This is a genomic window from Pararhizobium polonicum, assembly GCF_001687365.1.
In the GTDB taxonomy this organism is placed as follows: domain Bacteria; phylum Pseudomonadota; class Alphaproteobacteria; order Rhizobiales; family Rhizobiaceae; genus Pararhizobium; species Pararhizobium polonicum.
In genome coordinates this window covers 112,146-134,306 of sequence record NZ_CM004503.1, presented here as the reverse complement: position 1 = coordinate 134,306, position 22,161 = coordinate 112,146, and the positions used below count along the sequence as shown (strand labels likewise).

Here is a 22,161-nt window from a genome sequence, read left to right as displayed (position 1 = left end):
GTGGTCATGGTTCAGTCGCTCAAGCTCGGCGGCTCGGCGAACGAGGAGGCAGGCTCCGGCATGCGCCGGATCAACCGCCTGCCGATTATCGTCGTGGTCGTGCTGGTCGTCGCGTTCCTCGGTGTCATCTTCTATGGCCTGACCTCGCGAGGGCTATTTTTCCGCGACACCGGACCGGAGACAAGCTCCGGCAATCCGGCCTCGACCTACGCCGATCAGATCAAACGTGGAGTGTCGGACGGCATTATCGGCGAGCCACAACAGGTGACGGCATTGCAGCCGACGCCTGTCGAAACTCAAAGTGAGAAGAGCTCCGTCAATCCGTTCACACCGCAACCCGGTCAAATGGAAGAGGCAAGCCCAGTCGAGACGCTGGAATCCGAACAGGTCTGGCGCGCCCGTCTGGCTCGCGAGCAGGAAGAGCAATTTCTCCGTGAACGGCAGCGCCAAAGAATGGCCCGGCTGCAGGCCAATGACGCCGCCTATGACTCGCCGATCGCTGTTGATCGAGGCAAGTTCACTGGCCGAGGAGCGGATATAGCCGACACGACGACGAACGGGGTTACCAATTCGGCGACACCTGGCGCGTCCGACCTGTACGCTGCCGCTCTTCGCTCCGGTCTCGCTGGGCAGAACGTTGATCCGAACGGCCAAAAATCCAAGGAGGATTTCTTCAACGCCGACCTCAAGGAGCTCGGCTACCTGCCCAACCGAGTTGTCCCCCAGCAGTCGCCCTTTGAGCTCAAACGTGGCTCGGTCATTCCCGCGACTCTGATTACCGGTATCAATTCAGATCTTCCCGGCCGGATCACCGCCCAGGTGAGCCAGAACGTCTTTGACTCAGCCACGGGACATCGGCTTTTAGTCCCGCAGGGTACTAAGCTGTTTGGCCGCTATGACAGCAAGGTCTCGTTCGGTCAAAGCCGCGTGCTCGTCGTCTGGACCGACATTATCTTTCCGAACGGCTCGACCCTCCAGATCGGCGGCATGTCGGGGACGGATGCGCAAGGCTATAGCGGCTTCCGTGACAAGATCGACCGCAAGTGGCTTCAGACATTTGGTTCGGCAGTTCTCGTTGCGGTGATCGGCACAGGGATCGACATGGCCGTTCCGGAGAGCTCGACTTTGGCGACGCAGGATACGGCATCCGATGCGGCGCGGCGGAATTTTGCCGAGACGTTCGGCCGGGTGGCTGACCGTACAATTGAAAGAAACATGGACGTGCAGCCGACCCTCGAAATCCGGCCCGGATACAAGTTCAACGTCCTTGTCGATCAGGACATTGTTTTCCCGGGAGCGTTCAAAAGCTGACCGTCGGCTGGAGCTGTCGACACAGGATGGCGCGATCTGCGCGCCGTCGTGCCTGGAGCCTTCATATCCCGTGACGACCTGTCGATCGGAATTGGAGCAGACCAAGCCTTCCGGAAAAGAGGGTGAGAACGTGCGTCGTGGCGATTGCACGATCAGCAGGATATTCCCTTGAACAACGCGAACGCAGCATAGTCGACGTCAAAACCACTGATGAAAAGCTTAGCTAGATGCTCCATTAGGAAACTCATCAGACCGGGGTAATGTCGATCATTTGGGAATTTCCAGCGACGTTATCCCGCTGGCTGCTTCGGGAAGTTCCGCCGGACTATCGATCAACCGATCGGCGCCGGCGCTCTCCAATTCTTCTCTCGTCCCGTAGCCCCAGAGTACACCGATCGAGCGCATTCCATTAGCATGCGCCCCAGCTATGTCGTACCGCCGGTCCCCAACCATGATGCAGCGATCGCGTTCGAGGTTGTTTTCTCGCATGATATGGGCGATCAATTCCGGCTTGTGGTCAATATCGCCGGCCGGCGTCGATCCATAAATCCCGGCAAACAGCGCATCCAGCCCTTTATTCTCAAGGATCCTGCGCGCAAATGTCTCGCGCTTCGAAGTGGCCAAATACAATTTGGAATATTGGCTCATCGCCACGAGAGCCTCGGGGATACCGTCGTAAACTTCGCTGAGTAACAGACCTCTTGCGCCGTAATCCTTCCGATAGGCTTCGACACATTGCGCGACGCGATCGTCACCAAATTGTTGAAGGAGGTAACGCATGACGTCTTCCATCGGCGGACCGATGATCGACGCGATATCCATCGCCGGATCGGTTTCGTGCCCGAGGAAACGCAACGCAGCGCGGCAACTCGATAGGATACCGGGCTCCGAGGCAATAAGCGTCCCATCGAGATCGAGAAGGATTGCAGGAAAATCAGATGACATATGACGGCCCTACATTGAATTGCTGAATGTGCAAAAGCGGAAGCAGTGTTCAAATACGCCTCGTGAATTCGAAAGATCTAAGACGGTGCTGTCGTGGTCTCGCGTTCTGGCCTATAATTGTTGCCGTGCTGGGTAAAGAGCATGGGGGTGCCCAAGACCTAAAAAACGATCAGTTTGAACGGCGTTGCCGCAGATCCATGGCGGAGGCATCCGGTTTGATCTCCGACACAATCAACTTCGGCTTGCACGCCAGACGCCATAGCGGGGCTTCCCAACTGATATGTCCGCTCGATCATCAGTTCGGCCAGGGCCGGCGGGATTGGGCCGCCAAAGACAATCTCCTGTGGGTCTTAGATCGCCCAGATCGCGTTCACCATGCGATTGTAGGCTGGGGGTGACTTCATCCAGTCACTCCAGCACTCCCGGCCATTTCGGGTCAAGTGTTCTCGCGGATAGATGATCGACGGCAGGTCCAAATACGCCACCGCGGCTGTCGGCATCGGGTCGATGAGCAAGCCTGCAACGCCCGACACCCCCAGAAATCGCAGGAGGACTTCTTCAATGCCGACCTCAAGGAGCTTGACTACCTGCCAGACCGTGTCGTGCCCCAACAGTCGCCTGACGAACTTAAGCGGCGGCTCGGTCATTCCCGCGACATTGATCACCGGGATCAATTCGGACGTTCCCGGTCGGATCACCGCCCAGGTGAGGCAAAACGTCTTTGACTCGGCGACGGGACACCGCCTGCTGATCTCGCAGGGAAAAAATCTGTTCGGCCGTTACGGCAGCAAGGTCTCGTTCGGCCAGAGTCGTGTTCTCGTCGTGTGGACCGACATCATCTTCCGAACGGCTCGACTTTGCAGATCGGCGGCATGTCCGGGACAGATGCGCAAGGGTATGGCGGGTTCAGCGACAAGGTGAACAATCATTATTTGAAAACGTTTGACTCGGCAGTGCTGATTACCCTGATCGGGACGGGTATAGACATGGCCGTTCCCTAGAGCTCGACGCTCGCGACCCAGGACACGGCCTCGGATGCGACGCGGCGGAATTTTGCAGAGACGTTTGGCCGTGTCGCGGATCGCAGCATCCAACGCAACATCGATGTTCAGTCGACGTTGGAAATCCGCCCCGGCTACAAGTTCAACGTCCTTGTCGATCAGGACATAGTTTCCCCAAGCGCTTACACAGGCGGCTGACCACCTTGACCCCAGAGCGAATTCGGCTTTCCCAAACAGATATATCCACTCGGTCATCGGTTCGGCGAGGGCCGACGGGATTTGAACGTCAAAGACAATTGCCTGCGGGTCCAAGACCGCCCAAATCACGTTGACCAAGCGATTGTAAACCGGGGTGAACGGCGCGGCAGCTGTGTTCACAATCGCCATCATCTCTTTCGAAACTTGCAGATGAGCAGCCCCGGGTGCAGATGCAGGTTGCCCATCATCCCACATTAGGCCGGCATCAGGATTCTCTATCGTTGCTTGATAGATGTCATGAATGCTGCTGCGTGGGCGGCTTCAACAAAGTCTGCAACCAGGCTGCTGTTGCGGGCGCGAATAGGGCGAATAATTTCATATTCAAAGGACAGCTCCGGCTTGAATGGCAGCGCAGTGACACGATTAGCAACCACCTCCATACTGAGAGGGTCGCCGACCGTCACCCCAAAGCCGGCAGCAACAAACTCCGCGACATTCGGCGCCGTTGTAGCCTCTATCACAATTCTTGGCTGAAGACCGACGGCTTCAAATGCGGCATCAACCTTCCTCCGCATCATGCTAGAGGGCGCAAAGGAAATGAACGGTTCATCGGCGAAATCAACCGGAGTAATTACCGTTTTCCTGGATAGACGGTGACCGCGAGGCAATATGGCGACTGCCGGTGGGCTTGAAAGCCGCTCGCTTATAACAGAAGGGTGCTCTAGACCAGTGGTCACCATCACGCAGTCGAGCCTGCGCAAAAGGACAGCTTCAGTGAGAAACTGGGAGCTGCGCGCCTCGACGGACACGAACACGTCTGGGTGACGAATTCTGAAGTGGGATAACACTCTGGTGATGTAGGGGCCCGACAAGGCTGGCATCGTACCTACGACCAGATGGCCATGCTCTTCCCGACGGATTGCATCGACAGCGCGCGCCAGCTGGTGCACGCCGCCAAAGATGCGCTCGACTTCCTCATAAAGTCGCATTCCACGCCCCGTCGGCACCAAACGGCCACTGTCCCTTTCAAAGAGCTGCAAGCCTGTATCTGCCTCCAGGTCTTGAATGAGCTTACTCGCTGCCGGCTGTGAAATACGCAATATTTCAGCAGCGCGGCTGACCGTCCCGGCCTCTACGACGGCCATAAGCGCCTCAAGCTGCCGCAAGCTTGGATTTCTCATTGGTATAACCCTCACGAATACGGCGACAAAATAACCGACTTTGACTTACTAGGTCGCATTCCAGAGTGTGACAAGTAGCAAAGGAGATCACACGTGGACGCTGATGTCATCGTTATTGGAGCAGGCGTTGTCGGTACGGCTTTGGCCTTTGGAGTTGCAAAAGCCGGCCGCACGGTGATGGTCGTCGACGGCGCCGATCGAGATCTACGTGCAGCGCGCGCCAATTTCGGGCTCGTCTGGGTGCAAGGTAAGGGGACCAATGCTCCGGCATATAGCATCTTGACGCGGCAAAGCTCAGACCTCTGGCCCGACTTTCAAAAGGATCTAGTGAATAGCTCCTCGTTGCCTGTGGACTACTCACGACCTGGCGGCTTGGTTTTCTGCTTGAGCGAAGCCGAGTATGAGACAAGAGCGGCGATCAATGAGCGAACGCATAATCAAGGTGCGCAAGCCGATACGGTGATGGTTTCCCGTGCCGACCTTGAGCACATGTTGCCAGCGGTAACCCTTGGACCGGATGTCGTCGGCGCGAGCTACTGCAAGCTGGATGGGCATGTAAATCCTCTGCAGCTTCTGGCTGCCTTGCACCGTGCAATCCCAGCCATGGGCGGCAATATCTTATTTCGCAATCCCGTGGAAAAGATCCTTCCGGTTTCGGGCGGCTTCAGTGTTCTTGCAGCTCAAGGCAGTTTGAAGGCTCCACGTGTCATCGTGGCTGCGGGTCTTAACACCCCGGCACTGACTGAGCCGCTTGGCCTGTCGGTGCCGCTGCGGTCGGAGCGCGGGCAGATCCTGGTCACCGAGCGCTTCGCACCCATGCTGCCGTTCCCCGGAAGTGGTCTTAGGCAAACTGCCGATGGAACGATCATGATTGGCGCAACAAATGAAGACTTTGCCGATACGGGCGTTACCGTCTCATCCGCGGCGAAGCTGTCGCAGCGGGCGTTACGCATTATTCCTGCACTTGGATCGGCTCGGCTGGTGAGGCAATGGGCGGGCGTCCGGGTGCTACCGCTGGATAAAACTCCGATTTATGCGGCGTCTCCCAATCATCCGGGCCTGTTTGCAGTTGCCTGCCATTCGGGCGTTACACTTGCCGCCGCCCATGCGGCAATGATCGGGCCGGCCATGGCAAGTGGACACTTGCCGGACGAGTTCGCACCTTTTTCTAATGGAAGATTCGATGTTCAGAAGCGTGCATGAAGGCCTGGCTAACACGTCAGATATGATCGTTCTGGTCAATGGCGCGGAGACGCCGGCCTGGAAGGGAGAAACAGTCGCCGGTGTGTTGTTGCGAGTTCCTGGGGCAGGGCGGACTTCAACCGTCAGCGGAGCGCCTCGTCTTCCCTATTGCCAAATGGGCGTCTGTTTCGACTGTTTGGTTATCGTCGATGGCGTTGCCTCAATACAAGGCTGCATGGTTCCCGTGAAACCGGGGATGCGAATCGAAAGTCAGCAAGGACCCAGGGAGATCGCGCGATGATCCATGATGTGGTGGTGATTGGTGCGGGGCCTGCTGGCATGGCGGCGGCGGTGCGATCGCGCCAACTGGGTCTATCTGTCCTCGTTGTCGATGAGCAGCCTGCACCGGGCGGTCAAATCTGGCGTGGCATCGAACGGAACTCTTCTGGTCCGGTCCCGGCAGCTCTTGGGCCTGATTATGAAAGCGGACGAGCTCTGACAACTGCCTTCAGGGATTCAGGGGCGGAGTATTCTCCTTCAACGCAGGTCTGGCAGATAGAGGACGAGTGGACTCTGTTTCTGACTAGCGAGGGACAGGCGCGCCGGGTGAGCGCGCGTGCGATCCTTCTCGCCAATGGGGCCCAGGAGCGGCCGGTCCCCTTTGTAGGCTGGACGCTTCCAGGTGTCATGACGGTCGGCGCAGCCCAGATCCTGCTGAAATCCGGTGGCATGTTGCCGCAAGGTGAGGTGTGGATTGCCGGCGCCGGCCCTTTGCCACTTCTCTACACTACCCAGGTGCTTGGCCTGAATGGTCGTGTTTCCGGATTTCTCGACACATCGAGGGGTCCAGGTCTGGGTGCATTGGCTAGGTTGCCTAGCGCATGGCGTGACTTTTCTGGCCTTGCAAAGGGTATCCGTTGGCAATGGCAGCTTCGCCGCAGCGGACGGATGGTACGAGGTGTCGGCGACTTGCGGGCAGACGGTGACGGCCGGCTTGAACATATCGAATGGACGGCTGGAGCCGAGCGTCAAAAGGTCAAGGCAGACGTTCTACTGGTGCACGAGGGCATCGTTCCCCGTATTCATGAGACGCTCGCATTGGGCTGTGCCCATGACTGGAATTCTGAGCAGAACTATTTTGCCGCAAGACTGAACCGGTGGGGTGAAACCAGTCGCGAAGGACTGTTCGTCGCCGGTGATGCCGGCGGGATTGGCGGTTGGGCGGCAGCGGTCATATCCGGAAAGATCGCTGCACTCGGGATTGCCGCACGGCTCGGTCTACCTGTCGATTCAGACGCTTTACGGAGTCAGGATCGACTTGACCAGCGTCGTAGCCGGGCGCTTGCCCTGCGCCCTTTTTTGGACGCGCTTTATCCGCCACCGAGGTTGCAGATTGCCGATGACGTTATCGTCTGCCGATGCGAAGAAGTGACCGCCGGAACCATTCGCAAGGTCGCAAGCAATAGTGCTCCGGACCCGAACGCGATCAAGGCTGCCACGCGTTGTGGAATGGGGCCGTGCCAGGGACGGCAATGCGGCTATTCGATGCAAGCCATACTTGCCGAATTACATAACCTGCCAGTCGGGGATGTCAGCTTTTTCAACATCAGGCCGCCTTTAAAGCCGATAACGCTCGGAGAAGTTGCCTCGCTCGGGGACCAGGAGCGCACCGAATGAAGGCAGATCTCGCGTGCGCGGCAACGGCATGTCAATGATCTATCAAGAGCTGATAACGTCGCTCAATCCGATTTTTTCGATTTGCTAACAGAAGCGCTGACGGTCCAGCGGTTTTGGTGAGAATTTCCAAGTCGCGGGCAACTTGTCGATACCGCCAGTAAACAATAGGTAGAAAAATGCAGTAAGGCATTGCCGGTGCAGGCGCCATCGCCATGAGCTACGCGTCTTTCCTTTTGAGCCGTGGTCATACCACCTGCGTCTGGTCTCCTTCCGGAAAGTCAGTTGCTGGCCTTCTAGAGGGGGTACCTTTGACGGTAACAGGCGCATTGGAAGGCAGCTTCAATGTCTCGATCTGCATGAGTGCAGAGAAGCTCGCGAGGAGCTATGTAATTATCCTTGCTCTACCAGCCTACGGCCACCGAATGGTGCTCGATAGTCTGGTGCCGCATATTGAGCCTCGGCATACCGTCATCGTCAGCGGGCATCTGTCGTTTGCAGCACTCTATCTGGCGAAGCGGTCGAGCGAACGCAGTGTCGAAATTCCGATCGGCGTTTGGAACACCACACTCCTGACAAGCAAAGCCCAGTCGTCAACGCATATCCGGATCGGTGCGATCCGAGCGAAGGTCGACATTGCGGTCCTGCCGGTTCGGCGCACGAAGGAAGCACACGAAATCTGTGAAGATCTTTTTGGCGCCCGTTTCCTGATCAAGGACGATATGCTGACGGTAGCGCTCAGTAACCTAAATCCGCAAAATCATATGGGAATTGCGCTATGTAACCTAACGCGGATAGAGCGCAGCGAGGCCTGGGGCCAGAACACTAATGTCACGCCGACCGTGGCAAGACTGCTTGAGGCCTTGATCGGGAGAGGACAGAAATCGCTGCGGCGTTCGGCAAGACTGTGCGGGCTATTTTCGATCACTCGGTGCTTTCACACGGGACCTCCGGAGATTCCGTCGCAGAAGTCTATGCAAAGCTTGCAAAGCAGGCAAAGGATCCGATAGGCCCAAAGGATATCAACACCCGCTATATTCTTGAGGACGTACCGTTCGGGCTGATTGCCACGATCTACCTCGCGCAGATGGGCGGTGTCAGGGCTCCATCGCATGAGAGCGGCGCCGAGATCCTCAGCGCTTGCTACGGCCGCGATTTGAGCAAGGATAACGACATTCTCCCGGAACTCGGATCACTTGACAGGGTGACTTTAGTAAGTTTGGTGGTTGAAGGTCATTTTCAAGCATGATCATTACGAGGGCCGTCGCCACCCACTGGTCGCCAATGAAAATTAGACCGTTCGACAGTGACCATGCGTCGTCCTTACTGCCCAGTCTAGCCGTCAGTCCGCTATGCAAGGTCAAGCAGGCGATTGATGAAAGAAGCGCGCTGAACATTACAGCGCGCGCCGTCGTAGTCCACTACTTTGCTAGCCACTCGTTGAAGCGCTCATTCGCCTTGGTAAGATTGGCGCCCCAGAACTGGTAGTCGAGCGGAACCAACTTGCTGAAATTGTCCGGATGGGTCGGCAGCAACTTGGATTTATTCTCCTCTATGAACTTGAAAGCCTTCGCCGAAGGTGTCCCCTGACCGGTAGGCGCTGCTCGCTTCGCCTGACGTTCAGGGTCAAGGGAATAAAGGATCAGCTTTTCGACAAGCTCCGCCTTGGGGTTGCCCTTTGGAATTGCCCAACCGTAGGCCGTGTAATAGCCTTCGTTCCACATTATTTCGAGCTTTTCCCCCTGAGCCATGAGGTCATACGCGCGATTGGTATAGGTTGGAACGATGTCGACCTCGCCGTTATGCAGGATCTGCGCGCTATGGGGCGCGTTGGTCCACCAAATCAGAATGTTTGGTTTGATTTCATCCAACTTTGCGAACGCCCTCTTCCAGCCAGCTTCAGTCTGAAGCTCCTTGGCAATGGCTTCGCCTGCAGGCACGCCGTCGGCGCGCAACGCCCACTCAATTGTATCTCGACCCGAACGGGGTAACGATCGGGTCCCCTTGATCGACATGTCCCAGATATCCGCTACCGACGAAAGTTGTCTCTTCGTTGCTGAGGGGCGGTAGATGGTCGAAAATGCGGAAATTGTGTCGGGAACAAAGCCCCGAATGTTTCTGACTGCGGCAGGCAAATCGTCAAATAGTTCCTTTGGGAGATCAAACTCTTCAATCAAACCATTTTGCGCGTAGAACGCTCCTTGGTCCATGCCTCCGCCGACGGTTGCGTCGAACGTGTAGTTGCGCGTTTCTACCATCGACTTCATCTGTGCGACAGGCTGGGGTGACCGCACCACTGCCTCGATGCGTATTCCCGTCTCTTTCTCAAACGGGTCATAGAGCGCCTCTCTGTAGATCTTTGTCACGGACCCCCCCGAGTCTGCGATATAGAGGGTCTCTCCTGCAGCAGATGCTCGCCCGATGATAGCAGGCGAAGCTATAGCCGCACCAAGGATCCCGGTAGTAGTTTTCAATAGTAGTCTTCTCGTAAGCATTTCGTTCTCCTCTGGTTCTTTGTTTATAAGGGCTTCCAGCACATTCCATCCCGCGCTCGTCGAACGCTCGAAAGGTGCCCCTTCTTACGTGCATGGAAGGTCACTAAAACGATGTTGCTCTTTTGCTAAGAAGTCGGGCAGCCATCATCACCAGGCATACGGTCACGAAAAGGATTGTGGAAACGGCCGCTAGCTCGGGCGTCTCGCCATAGACGGCTTGTTGATACAGTTGCTTGGGGAGGGTAGTGAACCGGCCACCCGTGATGAACAACGAGACTGTCACTTCATCGAACGATTGAATGAAGGCGAACAGGAACGCGGAGTAAATACCCGGCTTAATGATCGGAAGAGTGATATGTCGAAACGTCGCGAACTTCGAGGCGCCAAGCGTCCAGGCGGCGTAGTCGATTGACCTGTTGTAATTTTTCAGCACGGCCATCAGCGATATGGTCGCATAAGGCAGGGAAAACACTAGATGGCCTAAAATTAAGCCGATCCATGTCCCAACGAGGCCATACCGCGAGTAGGTGTAGTACAAGGCTACACCGGTGATGATGTGGGGAAGAAATATCGGTATTGTGAGCAGCAGCACCATCAAGAACTTGCCGCGTACTCTTTGTCTAACAAGATACAATGCGGATGGTACAGCCATCAATATCGCCAAGGCACTTGTTATCAACGCGACGCCGAAAGAACGCCCTGCGGCAGACATCCATACGCTGGATCCTATTACAGCTTCATACCATCGAAACGACAACCCCTGGGGCGGCCACCCGAAAAGAAGACTGTCGGAAAACGAAATAGGGATCATGAAGAAGATAGGAAGTGAAAGAAATAACGCTGTCGCGACTGAAAATATCATGAGGATCGGACGTCGATCACTATCGGCAACCTTGGGCTTAGACCCTGTGATCTTCTCAAAACCAATCCCCACCCATGCGGTAACCCATGACAACGCATTCACGAGTTTCATTCCACCCGTGCGAATTGCTTTGTTGAACCCTGATGGGCGCCTGCCAGACTCTTCGCCTGTTAGGATCTGCATACCAACGACCAACTCGAAGGCAACGAAAGAAATAAGTGTGGCAGCGAGCAACATTACCGCAATAGCTGCGCCGAAATTCCAGTTAAGGAGTTCGTCGATTTGCTGAATAATCAACTGTGCAATCATCGTTTCGCGCGGACTGCCAAGTAATTGTGGCGTGATAAAAAAACCGAGAGCGCTTACAAAGGTTAAGATCCCCCCGGCAGCAACACCGGGAACAGAGAGCGGGAAATAGACCCTCCAAAATCCATGAGAGGGGCGCGCCCCGAGCGTACTTGCCGCCTTCGCTAAGTTTGGTTCGATAGCCTGCATCACGGAATACATAGTAATGATTGAGAGCGGCAACAGAGAGTTTGTCAGCCCGATCATTACTCCGCTCCAGTTGTAGATGAACGCTAGCGGGGTGTCGATCCAACCAAATTGTTCGGCGGTGCCGTTGATGACACCGCGCCTGCCAAATACGATGACCAAGGAGAGGCTGCGTATCAGGAAGCTTGTCCACAGCGGCACTAGGACGGCAGCAAGCAAGGCGACTTGAAAGTTCGCCCTTGCCTTAGTCAATGCGAAAGCGACGGGATAACCAAAAAGCAGACAGAGACCTGTGGTCCAGCTAGCTGTTTGGATGGTTTTGAGTAGAACTCCAGTGTAAAGGTTACTTCCGAAAAGGCGACGAAAATTCTCTAGGCTTAGCGCACCCGTTCCATCGTAGATGCTCAGTACAAGTATCGAACCAACCGGAAGCACGAACACTAGAGTCAAAAATATCAGCAGCGGTGCTATCTGTAGCAGAGGCCATCTGCTGAGGAACTCACTAACTGGGAGCTTTCGGCGCGCCGTAGACTGGGTGATCGGGCTCATGGGTTTATTTCCCGAACTTCGACCGATCGGTCAGAGGGCCAGGACAGCGTACATGTTTGTCCATCAACAAGCTCATGTGGCAAGTCAGAGTTTAGAACTAGAGCTGAGACAATCTGGTTTGAGTTTGAACGGAAAAAATAACGTGTAGTCGGTCCGGTGTTTATCCGTTCGATAAATGTCACAGTACTGTGGTGATCCAGAGCGCGCGGCTCAGAAACAATGCGTACATGCTCAGGCCTCACCATAATTCTGGTTCCATGCCCAACAGTCACAGGCGAACAACTGTGATCCAGAACTTCATTGGCGGACATGACGTTCGATTGCCCAATAAATTGGGCAGCAAAGACAGTAGCGGGTCTATTGTAGATTTCCTGCGGCTCAGAAAGTTGTTCTACTCCGCCTCCATTCATGAGGCATATACGATCTGACATCGCCATTGCCTCTTCTTGGTCGTGGGTGACGTAAATTATGGTCGTGCCCAGCCGCTTATGAAGATGTTTGATCTCAATTTGCATCTGCTCCCGAAGGTTTTTATCTAAAGCTCCTAAAGGCTCGTCCATAAGAACAATACTAGGGCGATAAACCATGGCTCTGGCAAGTGCGACGCGTTGCTGCTGCCCTCCTGACAGTTCTCTTGGGACCCTATCGGCTACGTGAGGAAGACTTATCATCTCAAGCATAGTCGTGACTCGCTGGCGGATCTCGCCTTCGGGTATGCGGCGCATTCGCAGGGGAAAAGCTACATTCTCGGCGATGCTCAGATGCGGGAATAGTGCATAATTTTGAAACACCATTCCGATGTCGCGGTTAAAGGCGGGCTCTTTGGTCGCCCGTTTGCCGTCGATATATATATCGCCAGAATCGGGGAGGCTAAGGCCGGCGATCATCGTTAAAAGCGTAGTCTTGCCTGATCCTGATGGGCCAAGGAGCGTCAGAAACTCTCCTTCCGGCACATCGAGGGACGTTGGCCTGAGGGCATCAAAGTTGCCGTAGCGTTTTGCTAGGTTTTCGATCTTCAGTTTCATCTTTGACCCCGCTTCTCGCATTACGAGCTCAAGCCCGGGCGACTACCCTCAATGCTGCGTGTCTTATGAGAGATGCTACGCGTGATGGTGTAGTTCAGGAGTCCCTCAGTACCTCCTTCTCGGCCGTAACCTGAATCTTTCATCCCCCCAAACGGGGTCTCTGGGAGCGACGAAACGAATTGGTTGATAGCGAAATTGCCGACTTCGAGATGATCGGTAAGATAAGCGATATTATCGGCAGAATGCGTCAGCGCATATCCTGCCAATCCGAACTCTAGTGAGTTTGCCTTGCTCACAGCTTCCGCGACGCTCGATACCGGATTTACCAGCGCAACTGGACCAAAAGGTTCTTCGTACATGATCCTTGCATCATCGGGGACGTTCGCGAGTACAGTAAGAGGCCAGTAATAACCTTTGTTCGCAGCCCTCTCTCCGCCCGAGAGTACGTCGGCGCCCTTCTTCACGGCGTCGGAAATAAGATCCTGCATCGCTGCAATTCGACGAGCGTTTGCAAGGGGGCCCATTTGTGTTTCAGGATCGAGGCCGTTACCGATCCGTACAGAACGAGCAGTTGTTGCCATTTGATCAGCGAATTCTTCAAAATGGGAGGCCGCGACGAACCAACGGGTTGGCGCGGTGCAAATCTGGCCTGCATTGCTTGCTTTTGCGAGAGCGGACTTTATTCCCGCTTCACGAGGATCAACATCATCGCAAACTATCACAGGAGAGTGGCCCCCAAGCTCCATCAAGCAAGGTTTCATAAATTCACCTGCTTGCGCAGCAAGACTTTTTCCAACAGGTACTGATCCCGTAAAGGCGAGCATGCGGATCACCCGGTGGGCAATAAAAAAACGCGATATTTGAGACGGATTTCCGAAAACAAGGTTTAGCACGCCTTCGGGAAGACCAGCTTCGGCAAATGCATTTACCAGATGGACTGCCGCCGCGGGCGTTTCCTCGGATGCTTTGAGTACGACGCTGCATCCAGCAGCGAGCGCTCCTCCTACTTTGCGGGCGACGGAGCTGAGCGGATAATTCCAGGGTGTAAACGCCGCTACGGGCCCGATCGGTAAGTGTTTTACACTGTTGTGTAATCCCTGTTCAGCGGGGATGACCCTGCCGTACGTCCTTCGTCCCTCCTCAGCATCCCACTCGAGCACCTGACAGGAGCGGCGGACTTCGTTCCGAGCCTCGTTTAGTGGCTTCCCCTGTTCCAGGGTCATATCCCTCGCGATTATCTCGATGTTTGCACGGATACGCGCAGCCGCGTCGCGAATGATTTCCGAGCGGCGTGAGGGAGATGTATGGGACCAAGTTTTGAAGCCAATTTCTGCAGCTTCGACAGCAGCTGCTAAGTCATTTTCCGTCGCAAATGGTACGATCCCTAGCTCGGTTTCGTCAGCCGGGTTGATAATCGGAGCACCAGCTCGTGCTTTCCATTCGCCGTTGATGAAGAGTTTAGCTTCAGTATGATTGCCCATTTTTTCTAACACCTGCTCCGCTATGGCTCATGCTCTGCCGGTTGGTCACGAGTTAACTTGAAAGTAAGATTTGCTGATCGTCCGGTATCAAGACTTCAACGGGATGGAGGAAATAAGTCAAAGTCGAAATCTTGGGGATGGTATTCGTCAGGGTTATAGCAAGCAGAGGCGTAGAGCGCCTTTGGGGGATGTCAGTCTCGCCTGCTTGAGCGCGACCAAATTACGAGATTCGGAAACCCGAGGTTTCAACCCTCGGAGTTCCCTTATCGCGGAATTGCCAAACTTGACGATGGACAGAAATCTACACGGTTTCGTACCGCAGCTTTTTTAGAGCTACTAACAGGGCTCCTCGGAACTCGCTAACTAACCGATTGGGCGGGCTCTCGCTGGGAAGCACGATTGCGAAATGATACGGGACCGGCGGATTAAATGGACGCTGGTGGAGAGGCCTGGCCGAGTAATAACCGGCAGTAAATGGGTCCGTAATTCCTAACCCTATTCCCTTGCTTACGAGATCGCAGAGGCTGAGTGCCATGCTGCTCTCGATCCGTCGAGAGCAGTGAACGTTGTAGTCATCCAAAACGGCGTCCGTCTGCATCCTTAGAAGACTTACTGGAGACAGACATATTAGCGACTCCCCCTCTAAATCGGTGGCTTCTACCGTTTCCTTTTCCAGAAGGCGATGACCGTCAGGCAGAACGCAGACCGCGCGAAAAGCAGGAACCGGCTCGATCGAAAGGCCCGGATATTCTCCTGTGAAAATGGATATGCCTAGGTCGTAGTGTTGCAACGCCACTAGTTCCAACACAGTTTGTGATGGAACCGTATCCAGGTAGATCGAAACGTCGGGACGTTCCGATATGAAGTTTTGAATCAGGTCAGACATGAAACTTAAGGCCGGCGCGGTATAGCAGGCTATGCGAAGCGAGCCCATGTGAGACTTTTTCAGCTCGTCAGCGACTTTTTCAATGTGCCGAATACCGTTGAAGTGCCTCGAAACCTCCTTGAAGAGGATCCCTGCTTCGCGGGTTGGCCTTAGACGATTTCCCGAACGTTCGAAAAGCCGAAGTCCAATCTCGTCTTCTAGATCTTTGATTAAACGACTGATAGCGGGCTGCGTGATTCTCACCAAGTCTGCTGCTGATGTCATCCCACCGGTCAGCATAACTGCTCGGAATGCTTCGAGCTGACGCGATTGTATCATATTGCCTCCATAACATTCACACATGGGCGCATGCTTATTACTACCCTTGCGATATGGAAGGCAAGATCCTACTAACCTCTTAAATAATTCTCCAATTTCGCGGATGACGTTGGTCAGTATGACTTGGCTACGACGGGAAATAGGCTGCAGTCTCTGAGGAGAGATGGCAGTTTTCCACGATTAGCGGATAGTCCTCTGAAATTCATCGCTCCCCGGATGCTGGAGGATAGAATAATAAGGGGACTTCAATGAATGCAATGCAGCCCGCTCTGGTGGCGGAGGATATTCACAAGAACTTTGGGCCACTCAAGGTTCTAAAGGGCATCACTTTAAGCGCCAACAAGGGTGATGTTGTCTCTATCATTGGTAGTTCCGGCTCCGGCAAGAGTACCTTCCTGCGCTGTATGAACTTCCTCGAAACTCCGAACAAGGGCCGTATCGCGGTCGGGCAGGACGAGGTCCTCGTGAAGACCGATGCGGCTGGTCGGCTGGTCGGCGTTGATCGCAAAAAGATCGAACGCATGCGGATGCAGCTCGGCATGGTGTTCCAGAGCTTCAATTTGTGGGGGCATATGACGGTTCTGCAGAACGTCATGGAGGGGCCCCTCCACGTTCTCAAGCAGCCGAAAGGCGAAGTTCGCGATCGGGCGATGGATTTCCTCGACAAGGTTGGCATTGCCGACAAGCACGACGCCTATCCGTCTCAATTGTCGGGCGGACAGCAACAGCGTGTCAGCATTGCACGCGCACTGGCAATGCAGCCGAGCGCGCTTCTCTTCGATGAACCGACGTCCGCTCTCGATCCGGAACTGGTAGGCGAAGTCCTGAAGGTGATCAGGAAGCTTGCCGAAGAGGGCCGGACAATGGTCGTTGTCACGCACGAAATGGGTTTCGCTCGCGACGTATCGAGCAAGGTTCTCTTCCTCGAGAAGGGGCAAATCGAAGAGCAGGGAACGCCGCAAGAAGTGTTCCAGAACCCGACGTCACCAAGGTGTCGGGCCTTCCTCTCCAGCGTTCTGTGAGCGCGCAGGCGCACAGATCAACCAGCATTCGAAAATAACCAAAACAGCAACAGAGGTGAACGTTATGAAATTCTTCAACTTGAATGCGCTTGCGGCAGTCGTGACTGGTGTGCTTCTCGCGGCAGGCCCGACCCAAGCCAAGGACTACAAAAGCATTACGATCGCGACCGAAGGGTCCTATGCGCCGTACAACTTCAAGGACGCGGGCGGTAAACTGATCGGCTTTGATATCGATCTCGGAAATGACCTTTGCAAGCGCATGAACATCGAATGTAAATTCGTCGAGCAGGCTTGGGATGGGATCATTCCTTCGCTCACGGCCGGCCGTTATGATGCCATCATGGCGGCGATAGGAATTCAGCCGGCGCGCGAAAAGGTAATTGCGTTCTCCCGGCCGTATCTCCTCACGCCGATGACGTTCCTGACGACAGCGGACAGCCCGCTTCTGAAGACCCAGGTGGCAATCGAAAATCTTCCGCTCGACAATATCACCCCCGAGCAGAAAGCCGAGTTGGACAAATTCACCAAGATTTTCGAAGGCGTTAAGTTCGGCGTTCAGGCCGGCACATCTCATGAAGCATTCATGAAACAGATGATGCCGAGCGTGCAGATCTCGACTTACGACACCATAGATAACGTCGTGATGGATCTGAAGGCGGGCCGGATCGACGCAAGCCTGGCTTCGGTCAGCTTCCTGAAGCCGCTGACGGACAAGCCCGACAACAAGGACCTCAAGATGTTCGGCCCGAGAATGACGGGGGGGCTGTTCGGCAAGGGCGTCGGTGTTGGCATCCGCAAAGAAGATGCGGACCTCAAAGCCCTGTTCGACAAGGCAATTGATGCCGCCATCGCGGACGGCACGGTTCAGAAGCTGTCCCAACAGTGGTTCGGCTACGACGCCTCCCCCAAGCAGTAATTCTCTTTCAATCGGAGCGTCGGCATTTATTCGGCCGGCGCTCTTTGCGTTTTGCAAAGCTTGAGGCGTAGGCCATGGATTTAACACTACTTCAATGGGGGGATGCCGGCTGGGGCGATGAACTGGCGCGAGGGGCGATGATGACCGTTGTCGTTGCAGCCTGTTCGTACTTTTTCGGAATCATCTTCGGTTCGCTCTTTGCTGCGGCAAAGCTTTCCCGTTTTTGGTCACTACGCTTGCTCGGCGACGTCTATACGACAGTTGTTCGCGGTGTCCCCGAACTGCTCATCATCTTTCTGGTGTTCTTCGGCGGTGGGACACTCCTGCGGACAATCGCCAACGGGCTTTTCGGATACGAGGGCTACATCGAGCCTCCGATCTTCGTGATCGGTGTGCTTTGCATCAGCGTGAGTGCGGGAGCGTATGCGACAGAAGTCATTCGCGCAGCCGTTCTCGCTGTTCCACCCGGACAGATCGAAGCAGCGAAATCCATTGGAATGGGTCCGTGGCTGCGCCTGCGCCGGGTATTAATCCCCCAAGCCGCCAGATTCGCGCTGCCCGGGCTGGGAAATGTCTGGCAGTTCACCCTCAAGGACACTTCGCTGATCTCTGTTGTCGGTCTAGTCGAGATCATGCGGACTGCGGCCATGGGTGCGGGTTCGACGAAACAGCCATTTACCTTCTACATCACCGCCTTCGTGATCTTCCTTCTGCTTTCCTCCGTCTCAAACCGGGGCTTTCTCAAAGCTGAAAAATGGGCGAACCGCGGTGTGAGGAGCCAATAGTATGGATATTCAACTCATCATCGAGTCGTTCCCGAAACTGCTCGCCGCCGTCCCCACGACGCTCACCCTCGCGTTCATATCGCTCCTCATCGGGTTTGTTGTTTCTGTGCCTGTTGCGCTGATGCGGCTTTCGAAGAACCGTATCGTTTCTTCATTGGCATACGGCTACGTCTACATCATCAGATCGACGCCGCTTCTGGTGCAGATGTTCCTGATTTACTACGGCTCCGCTCAATTCAGGGGCGTTCTCTCCGAAGTTGGCTTGTGGTCGTCATTCCGCGAGCCATGGTTCTGCGCGATCCTGGCGCTGGCCCTCAATACCGCAGCCTACACCAGCGAGATCATCCGGGGCGGCATCCAGTCGGTTTCGCTCGGGCAGATCGAAGCAGCGCGTGCAGTCGGAATGTCGACCTTTCTTCAATTCCGGAGGATTGTGTTCCCGATCGCCATTCGGCAAGCATTGCCGGCATATGGCAACGAAGTGATGCTCATCATCAAATCGACGTCGCTTGCTTCGACAATCACCATTGTCGAAGTGACCGGTCTGGCGAAGCAGATCATCTCGGCCACCTACAGCCCGGTCGAAGTGTTCATCGTCGCCGGTGCGATCTACCTGTTCATCACGTTCGTTGTCAGCCGTCTGGTCATGCTGGCGGAGTGGTGGCTGAATCCGCACATGCGCGCCCGGGTGGGCGGAACGGCTCCGAAGGCCGCGGAGACGCATTAGAACTTGGAAATCCCCGTTGGATTAGCGATCGAAAGAGTGCGCTCACGCGAATGTCGACGTAACATTCAAATCTTCGGGTTTGAATGTTACGTTGCTTTGTATTGGTGAGCGGAGATGTCGTATCAAATAGAGATCGGAAGCATCCGCTGCTTTGTCGTTGCCGCTGAAGAACTACATTTCCGCAGGGCCGCGATCCGACTGAACATGTCGCAGCCAACGCTCAGCCAGCAGATCAAGCGGCTCGAAGAGCTTATGGGGGTGCAACTGTTCATCCGTTCTACGCGGCGCGTGGATCTGACGCGTGCGGGGGCATCATTCCTTGATCACGCGCGAGATATCCTTTTGAAAATCGACGAGGCGATCCTCAATGCCAAGCTGGAAGCCGGCGGTCTCAGTCCCGGCGGAGAAGAGCTGATCATCGGAGCGATCAGCCCGGCCACCAGTCAATTGCTCCCCTTGATCTTGAGCCGTTTCCGGCAAAGGTTTCCCAGGACAAAGCTTGCCATCAAAGAGGTCGATTCTATCGAACTTCTGCGAGGGATCGAGCGCGGTGACTTCCATGTCGGGTTGATGCGACCGCCATCCAACAGCAATCTCGTGCGGTTTCGCCACCTGCTCTCGGAACGATTTGTCGCCGTCATGCCTCGCCAATCGGCGCTTGCGAGGAAACCGGCGTTGAGATTGTCAGATTTCGCCGGGCACGGTGTTTTTGCGCTGAAGCGCTTCGAGCTATCGTGTTTTGAGACTGTATACGAACAACTTTTCGGCGCCGGCCTGCTGATCGAGAACGACATAGCGGTTTCCGACACCAATACAGCTCTGGCCCTGGTGACTGCCGGGGTCGGGATCACGTTCCTGCCGGAGTGGGTGTCTGCGATGGCCCCTGACGGCGTTGTTACCCGGGTTGTAAACGATATGTCCGTCGAAATTTCGATGGCCGTGGGCTGGAATCCAGATTGCCCGGTTCCAGGGATACTGCCTTTCGTCGAGTTTGCGACGTTGGCTGCGCAAAACCTGATTTCAGCACGAAAATAGCGGCGCTTTTGAAATCCTGAATGAACAAAGGATGCCCCTGGAGGAGGCATCCCAATAGCCGCACTTTCAGACGACCGTTCACACTAGTCTAACGGATTACGATCACAGGACCATCGCCGCTACAACCGGCCGGCTTCTTCGGCGATGAATTGATCCAGTTTCCCGGCATCAACCCGCTCACCTTTCGCCAACAGGCGGTGATGAACGCGATCGACGAGCTGGCTGCGGATGCGCTGTTCATAGGTCAACGCCCGCGATGCCAGTTCCCTGCGTGTCTGCTGCGACCACACCTGGTCCTGACGCTGGCGTACGATGCAGAAATTGAAGTCGTCTGACTTTCGGTTTGCGCGTTCGCGGCGATGTTCTGCGGTCGCCGCCTCGTCGATCTTACTGTCCCGGTCGAAGACGACAGCATAGACGTCGGCGGCCCGCTCCGGGGAAAGCATGCCGTTTTCGATCTCGCGCGCGATCGCCGCCACATCCCGCTCAAGAGGTTCGCCGAACGCCCCGCCTGTGGAACTGGTGATCCTGAGAATATCGCCCTGTCCGAGCTCCAGCACCGAGATCTTGCCGACCGATCGCTCATCGGGTCGGCCAGGATTGACGACTGCCTTACCCAGAAGACCGATCTCTCCCCCCTTGAAGCCCCACGGCGCGAACACAAACCGGTTCAGGTTTCTGACCGTTATGACCGCGCGATTTGACGTGTTTTCCATTTCAATTTCGAGCGCGGCGCCGCTGGCGAACCTTCCCGCGCGGCGACTGTCCGGCACGAGGCGGAGCGCCCGCATGACTAGCACCGTTTCGATCTCGATGACTTCGACTGGCACGCTGCGCTGTGAGTAGCGTACTTCCGATCCGTCCAGGCCGTCAACGCCACGGCGGGCACCGCCGCCGCCGTCGATCGTACCCACCACGTTGACACGGTCACGGCCTGTACGAGGATCGGGAGCCGAAACGACGATAACCCCGCTCATACCGCCACCGGCTGCGGCAAGGCCCTCCGGTAGTGCTTGATTGAGGCACCCCAGGATAACGTCGTAGGCGCGTGTCGCTGATGCAGCACGAGACCCGCCGGAAGCGGGATAGACCGCGTTGAGAACCGTGCCACGCGGAGCATGGCCGTGGATCGCCCGCAAGATACCGGAGTTGCGCGGCGTCAGCGGATCAACGGTCAGGATGTAGGCGTAAAGGCACTGGATAATGTAGGGGTGGGTGGTTGCCCCCGTTACCAGGTTGTAGGCGGCCGCCAATTGCGGATCCGTGCCGGTAAAATCAACCTCGATCTCGCTGTCCTTCACCGTCATGGTCACGCTGAAATAGGCCAGCTGACCATCATGGATCCCTTCAAGATAGTCCGAGAAGGTATAGACACCGTCTCGAATCGTCCTGATCACCGCGCGGGCCTTGGTCTCCGCGTAGTTGATGACGTCCTGCATCCCCTCCTCGACACTCTCACGATCATATCGCTCGCAAAGCTCGCTGACGCGCCGGTCCATGCTCTTCAGGCCCGAGATCATGGCCTGAATGTCGCCCCACAACTCGGTCGGAATTCGGCTGTTGTCCTGGAAGATCGACTTGATCGCTTCGTTCAACACCCCTCCTTCGTAGAGCTTCATTGGCCTGACACGGAGGCCCTCCTGGAATACTTCCGTGAAGGCTGGCGAGATACTTCCTGGAACGGCGCCGCCGATATCGGACGCATGGACAAATGCCCAGCCGATCGCGATCAGCTTCTCGTCGAAGAAGATCGGATAAAGCAGCGTAACGTCCATCAGGTGCGTCACCAGACCGTCCGTGGCAAAGGGATCGTTGGTGATGATGATATCGCCTGGCTTCAGGTTCTCCCGGCCGATGGCATCTAGCGTCGGCTTCAACGGGGAGCCGACGAAGACATTGACGCCAGACAACATCGGATAAGCGAACATTTCGCCTTCGGCAGTCGCAATCGCACACTGGTAATCCTGCACGATCTTAACGAAAGTCGTGTGGGCGGTGCGGTAGATTGCGGCAGAGGCTTCTTCGACAATCGCGTTGAAGCGATTGTTCATGACGGCAGTACGAACGGCATCCATT

General features: G+C 55.6%; 20 protein-coding genes and 1 pseudogene. 12 read left to right on the top strand and 9 right to left on the bottom strand.

Annotated features, from left to right (window positions below):
- Positions 1 to 6 precede the first annotated feature (6 nt).
- Positions 7 to 1,311 (top strand): IncP-type conjugal transfer protein TrbI, encoded by a 1,305-nt coding sequence (gene trbI / locus ADU59_RS01465; protein ID WP_068950975.1) that lies wholly within the window; start codon positions 7 to 9, stop codon positions 1,309 to 1,311.
- A 267-nt stretch (positions 1,312 to 1,578) separates the two neighbouring features.
- Here the strand turns inward: trbI and ADU59_RS01460 are convergent, their stop codons facing one another.
- Together ADU59_RS01460 and ADU59_RS31425 are read right to left on the bottom strand one after the other, a co-directional pair.
- Positions 1,579 to 2,256, bottom strand: a complete 678-nt coding sequence (locus ADU59_RS01460) for an HAD hydrolase-like protein (RefSeq protein WP_068950972.1) — start codon at positions 2,254 to 2,256, stop codon at positions 1,579 to 1,581.
- 350 nt (positions 2,257 to 2,606) lie between these two features.
- Positions 2,607 to 2,930 (bottom strand): hypothetical protein, encoded by a 324-nt coding sequence (locus tag ADU59_RS31425; protein ID WP_068950970.1) that lies wholly within the window; start codon positions 2,928 to 2,930, stop codon positions 2,607 to 2,609.
- On the opposite strand from ADU59_RS31425, the pseudogene ADU59_RS29475 reads away from it, so the two are divergent.
- Positions 2,818 to 3,257: pseudogene (locus tag ADU59_RS29475) on the top strand (TrbI/VirB10 family protein). The gene ADU59_RS31425 and the pseudogene ADU59_RS29475 sit on opposite strands and share 113 nt — an antisense overlap.
- A gap of 473 nt (positions 3,258 to 3,730) precedes the next feature.
- Here the strand turns inward: ADU59_RS29475 and ADU59_RS01445 are convergent.
- Positions 3,731 to 4,636, bottom strand: a complete 906-nt coding sequence (locus tag ADU59_RS01445; RefSeq protein ID WP_068950966.1) for a LysR substrate-binding domain-containing protein — start codon at positions 4,634 to 4,636, stop codon at positions 3,731 to 3,733.
- Positions 4,637 to 4,729: 93 nt separating this feature from the next.
- On the opposite strand from ADU59_RS01445, the gene ADU59_RS01440 reads away from it, so the two are divergent.
- From ADU59_RS01440 to ADU59_RS31090, 5 genes are all read left to right on the top strand, one after another.
- Positions 4,730 to 5,839: an NAD(P)/FAD-dependent oxidoreductase gene (locus tag ADU59_RS01440; RefSeq protein ID WP_068950964.1), complete on the top strand. Its 1,110-nt coding sequence runs from the start codon at positions 4,730 to 4,732 to the stop codon at positions 5,837 to 5,839.
- On the top strand, positions 5,820 to 6,119 hold the full coding sequence (locus ADU59_RS29470) for a (2Fe-2S)-binding protein (RefSeq protein ID WP_083198078.1): 300 nt from the start codon (positions 5,820 to 5,822) through the stop codon (positions 6,117 to 6,119). The genes ADU59_RS01440 and ADU59_RS29470 overlap by 20 nt, the downstream gene beginning before the upstream one ends.
- Positions 6,116 to 7,495 (top strand): FAD/NAD(P)-dependent oxidoreductase, encoded by a 1,380-nt coding sequence (locus ADU59_RS01435; RefSeq protein ID WP_068950962.1) that lies wholly within the window; start codon positions 6,116 to 6,118, stop codon positions 7,493 to 7,495. Before ADU59_RS29470 ends, ADU59_RS01435 begins: the two co-directional genes overlap by 4 nt.
- 212 nt (positions 7,496 to 7,707) lie before the next feature.
- Positions 7,708 to 8,502, top strand: coding sequence for an NAD/NADP octopine/nopaline dehydrogenase family protein (locus ADU59_RS01430; protein ID WP_234885316.1), 795 nt, complete (start codon positions 7,708 to 7,710; stop codon positions 8,500 to 8,502).
- Entirely contained in the window at positions 8,400 to 8,741 is a 342-nt protein-coding gene (locus ADU59_RS31090) for an NAD/NADP octopine/nopaline dehydrogenase family protein (protein ID WP_234885312.1), read from the top strand. The genes ADU59_RS01430 and ADU59_RS31090 overlap by 103 nt, the downstream gene beginning before the upstream one ends.
- Positions 8,742 to 8,913: 172 nt before the next feature.
- On the opposite strand, the gene ADU59_RS01425 is transcribed toward ADU59_RS31090, so the two are convergent.
- The 5 genes from ADU59_RS01425 to ADU59_RS01405 all read right to left on the bottom strand — a co-directional run bounded on the left by ADU59_RS01425 (position 8,914) and on the right by ADU59_RS01405 (position 15,600).
- Positions 8,914 to 9,858 (bottom strand): extracellular solute-binding protein, encoded by a 945-nt coding sequence (locus ADU59_RS01425; RefSeq protein WP_158515690.1) that lies wholly within the window; start codon positions 9,856 to 9,858, stop codon positions 8,914 to 8,916.
- A 232-nt stretch (positions 9,859 to 10,090) separates the two neighbouring features.
- Positions 10,091 to 11,890 (bottom strand): ABC transporter permease subunit, encoded by a 1,800-nt coding sequence (locus ADU59_RS01420; protein ID WP_068950959.1) that lies wholly within the window; start codon positions 11,888 to 11,890, stop codon positions 10,091 to 10,093.
- A complete protein-coding gene (locus tag ADU59_RS01415) occupies positions 11,887 to 12,915 on the bottom strand; it encodes an ABC transporter ATP-binding protein (protein ID WP_068951018.1) in 1,029 nt (342 codons plus the stop codon). The genes ADU59_RS01420 and ADU59_RS01415 overlap by 4 nt, the downstream gene beginning before the upstream one ends.
- Before the next feature lie 20 nt (positions 12,916 to 12,935).
- Entirely contained in the window at positions 12,936 to 14,396 is a 1,461-nt protein-coding gene (locus ADU59_RS01410) for an NAD-dependent succinate-semialdehyde dehydrogenase (protein ID WP_068950957.1), read from the bottom strand.
- Between the two features lie 301 nt (positions 14,397 to 14,697).
- Positions 14,698 to 15,600: a LysR family transcriptional regulator gene (locus ADU59_RS01405; RefSeq protein ID WP_068950955.1), complete on the bottom strand. Its 903-nt coding sequence runs from the start codon at positions 15,598 to 15,600 to the stop codon at positions 14,698 to 14,700.
- 248 nt (positions 15,601 to 15,848) lie between these two features.
- Here ADU59_RS01405 and nocP point away from each other — a divergent pair, with 248 nt between their 5' ends.
- The 5 genes from nocP to ADU59_RS01380 all read left to right on the top strand — a co-directional run bounded on the left by nocP (position 15,849) and on the right by ADU59_RS01380 (position 20,085).
- Positions 15,849 to 16,622, top strand: a complete 774-nt coding sequence (nocP, locus tag ADU59_RS01400) for a nopaline ABC transporter ATP-binding protein NocP (protein WP_068950953.1) — start codon at positions 15,849 to 15,851, stop codon at positions 16,620 to 16,622.
- 64 nt (positions 16,623 to 16,686) lie between these two features.
- Positions 16,687 to 17,538, top strand: coding sequence for a nopaline ABC transporter substrate-binding protein NocT (gene nocT / locus ADU59_RS01395; protein WP_068950951.1), 852 nt, complete (start codon positions 16,687 to 16,689; stop codon positions 17,536 to 17,538).
- A gap of 74 nt (positions 17,539 to 17,612) precedes the next feature.
- A complete protein-coding gene (gene nocQ / locus ADU59_RS01390; protein WP_010891638.1) occupies positions 17,613 to 18,323 on the top strand; it encodes a nopaline ABC transporter permease NocQ in 711 nt (236 codons plus the stop codon).
- A 1-nt stretch (position 18,324) separates the two neighbouring features.
- A complete protein-coding gene (gene nocM, locus ADU59_RS01385) occupies positions 18,325 to 19,050 on the top strand; it encodes a nopaline ABC transporter permease NocM (protein ID WP_003523894.1) in 726 nt (241 codons plus the stop codon).
- Between the two features lie 114 nt (positions 19,051 to 19,164).
- On the top strand, positions 19,165 to 20,085 hold the full coding sequence (locus tag ADU59_RS01380) for a LysR family transcriptional regulator (protein WP_068950949.1): 921 nt from the start codon (positions 19,165 to 19,167) through the stop codon (positions 20,083 to 20,085).
- A 119-nt stretch (positions 20,086 to 20,204) separates the two neighbouring features.
- Here the strand turns inward: ADU59_RS01380 and ADU59_RS01375 are convergent, their stop codons facing one another.
- Entirely contained in the window at positions 20,205 to 22,160 is a 1,956-nt protein-coding gene (locus ADU59_RS01375; protein ID WP_068950947.1) for a hydantoinase B/oxoprolinase family protein, read from the bottom strand.
- Position 22,161: the final 1 nt, after the last annotated feature.

Bases quoted from the DNA above. Each gene is read 5' to 3' on its own strand.
- trbI (WP_068950975.1), top strand. From the start codon at position 7: ATGGTTCAGTCGCTCAAGCTCGGCGGCTCGGCGAACGAGGAGGCAGGC.
- ADU59_RS01460 (WP_068950972.1), bottom strand. From the start codon at position 2,256: ATGTCATCTGATTTTCCTGCAATCCTTCTCGATCTCGATGGGACGCTT.
- ADU59_RS01445 (WP_068950966.1), bottom strand. From the start codon at position 4,636: ATGAGAAATCCAAGCTTGCGGCAGCTTGAGGCGCTTATGGCCGTCGTA.
- ADU59_RS29470 (WP_083198078.1), top strand. From the start codon at position 5,820: ATGTTCAGAAGCGTGCATGAAGGCCTGGCTAACACGTCAGATATGATC.
- ADU59_RS01435 (WP_068950962.1), top strand. From the start codon at position 6,116: ATGATCCATGATGTGGTGGTGATTGGTGCGGGGCCTGCTGGCATGGCG.
- ADU59_RS01430 (WP_234885316.1), top strand. From the start codon at position 7,708: ATGAGCTACGCGTCTTTCCTTTTGAGCCGTGGTCATACCACCTGCGTC.
- ADU59_RS01420 (WP_068950959.1), bottom strand. From the start codon at position 11,890: ATGAGCCCGATCACCCAGTCTACGGCGCGCCGAAAGCTCCCAGTTAGT.
- ADU59_RS01415 (WP_068951018.1), bottom strand. From the start codon at position 12,915: ATGAAACTGAAGATCGAAAACCTAGCAAAACGCTACGGCAACTTTGAT.
- ADU59_RS01410 (WP_068950957.1), bottom strand. From the start codon at position 14,396: ATGGGCAATCATACTGAAGCTAAACTCTTCATCAACGGCGAATGGAAA.
- ADU59_RS01405 (WP_068950955.1), bottom strand. From the start codon at position 15,600: ATGATACAATCGCGTCAGCTCGAAGCATTCCGAGCAGTTATGCTGACC.
- nocP (WP_068950953.1), top strand. From the start codon at position 15,849: ATGAATGCAATGCAGCCCGCTCTGGTGGCGGAGGATATTCACAAGAAC.
- nocT (WP_068950951.1), top strand. From the start codon at position 16,687: ATGAAATTCTTCAACTTGAATGCGCTTGCGGCAGTCGTGACTGGTGTG.
- nocQ (WP_010891638.1), top strand. From the start codon at position 17,613: ATGGATTTAACACTACTTCAATGGGGGGATGCCGGCTGGGGCGATGAA.
- nocM (WP_003523894.1), top strand. From the start codon at position 18,325: ATGGATATTCAACTCATCATCGAGTCGTTCCCGAAACTGCTCGCCGCC.
- ADU59_RS01380 (WP_068950949.1), top strand. From the start codon at position 19,165: ATGTCGTATCAAATAGAGATCGGAAGCATCCGCTGCTTTGTCGTTGCC.
- ADU59_RS01375 (WP_068950947.1), bottom strand. From the start codon at position 22,160: ATGGATGCCGTTCGTACTGCCGTCATGAACAATCGCTTCAACGCGATT.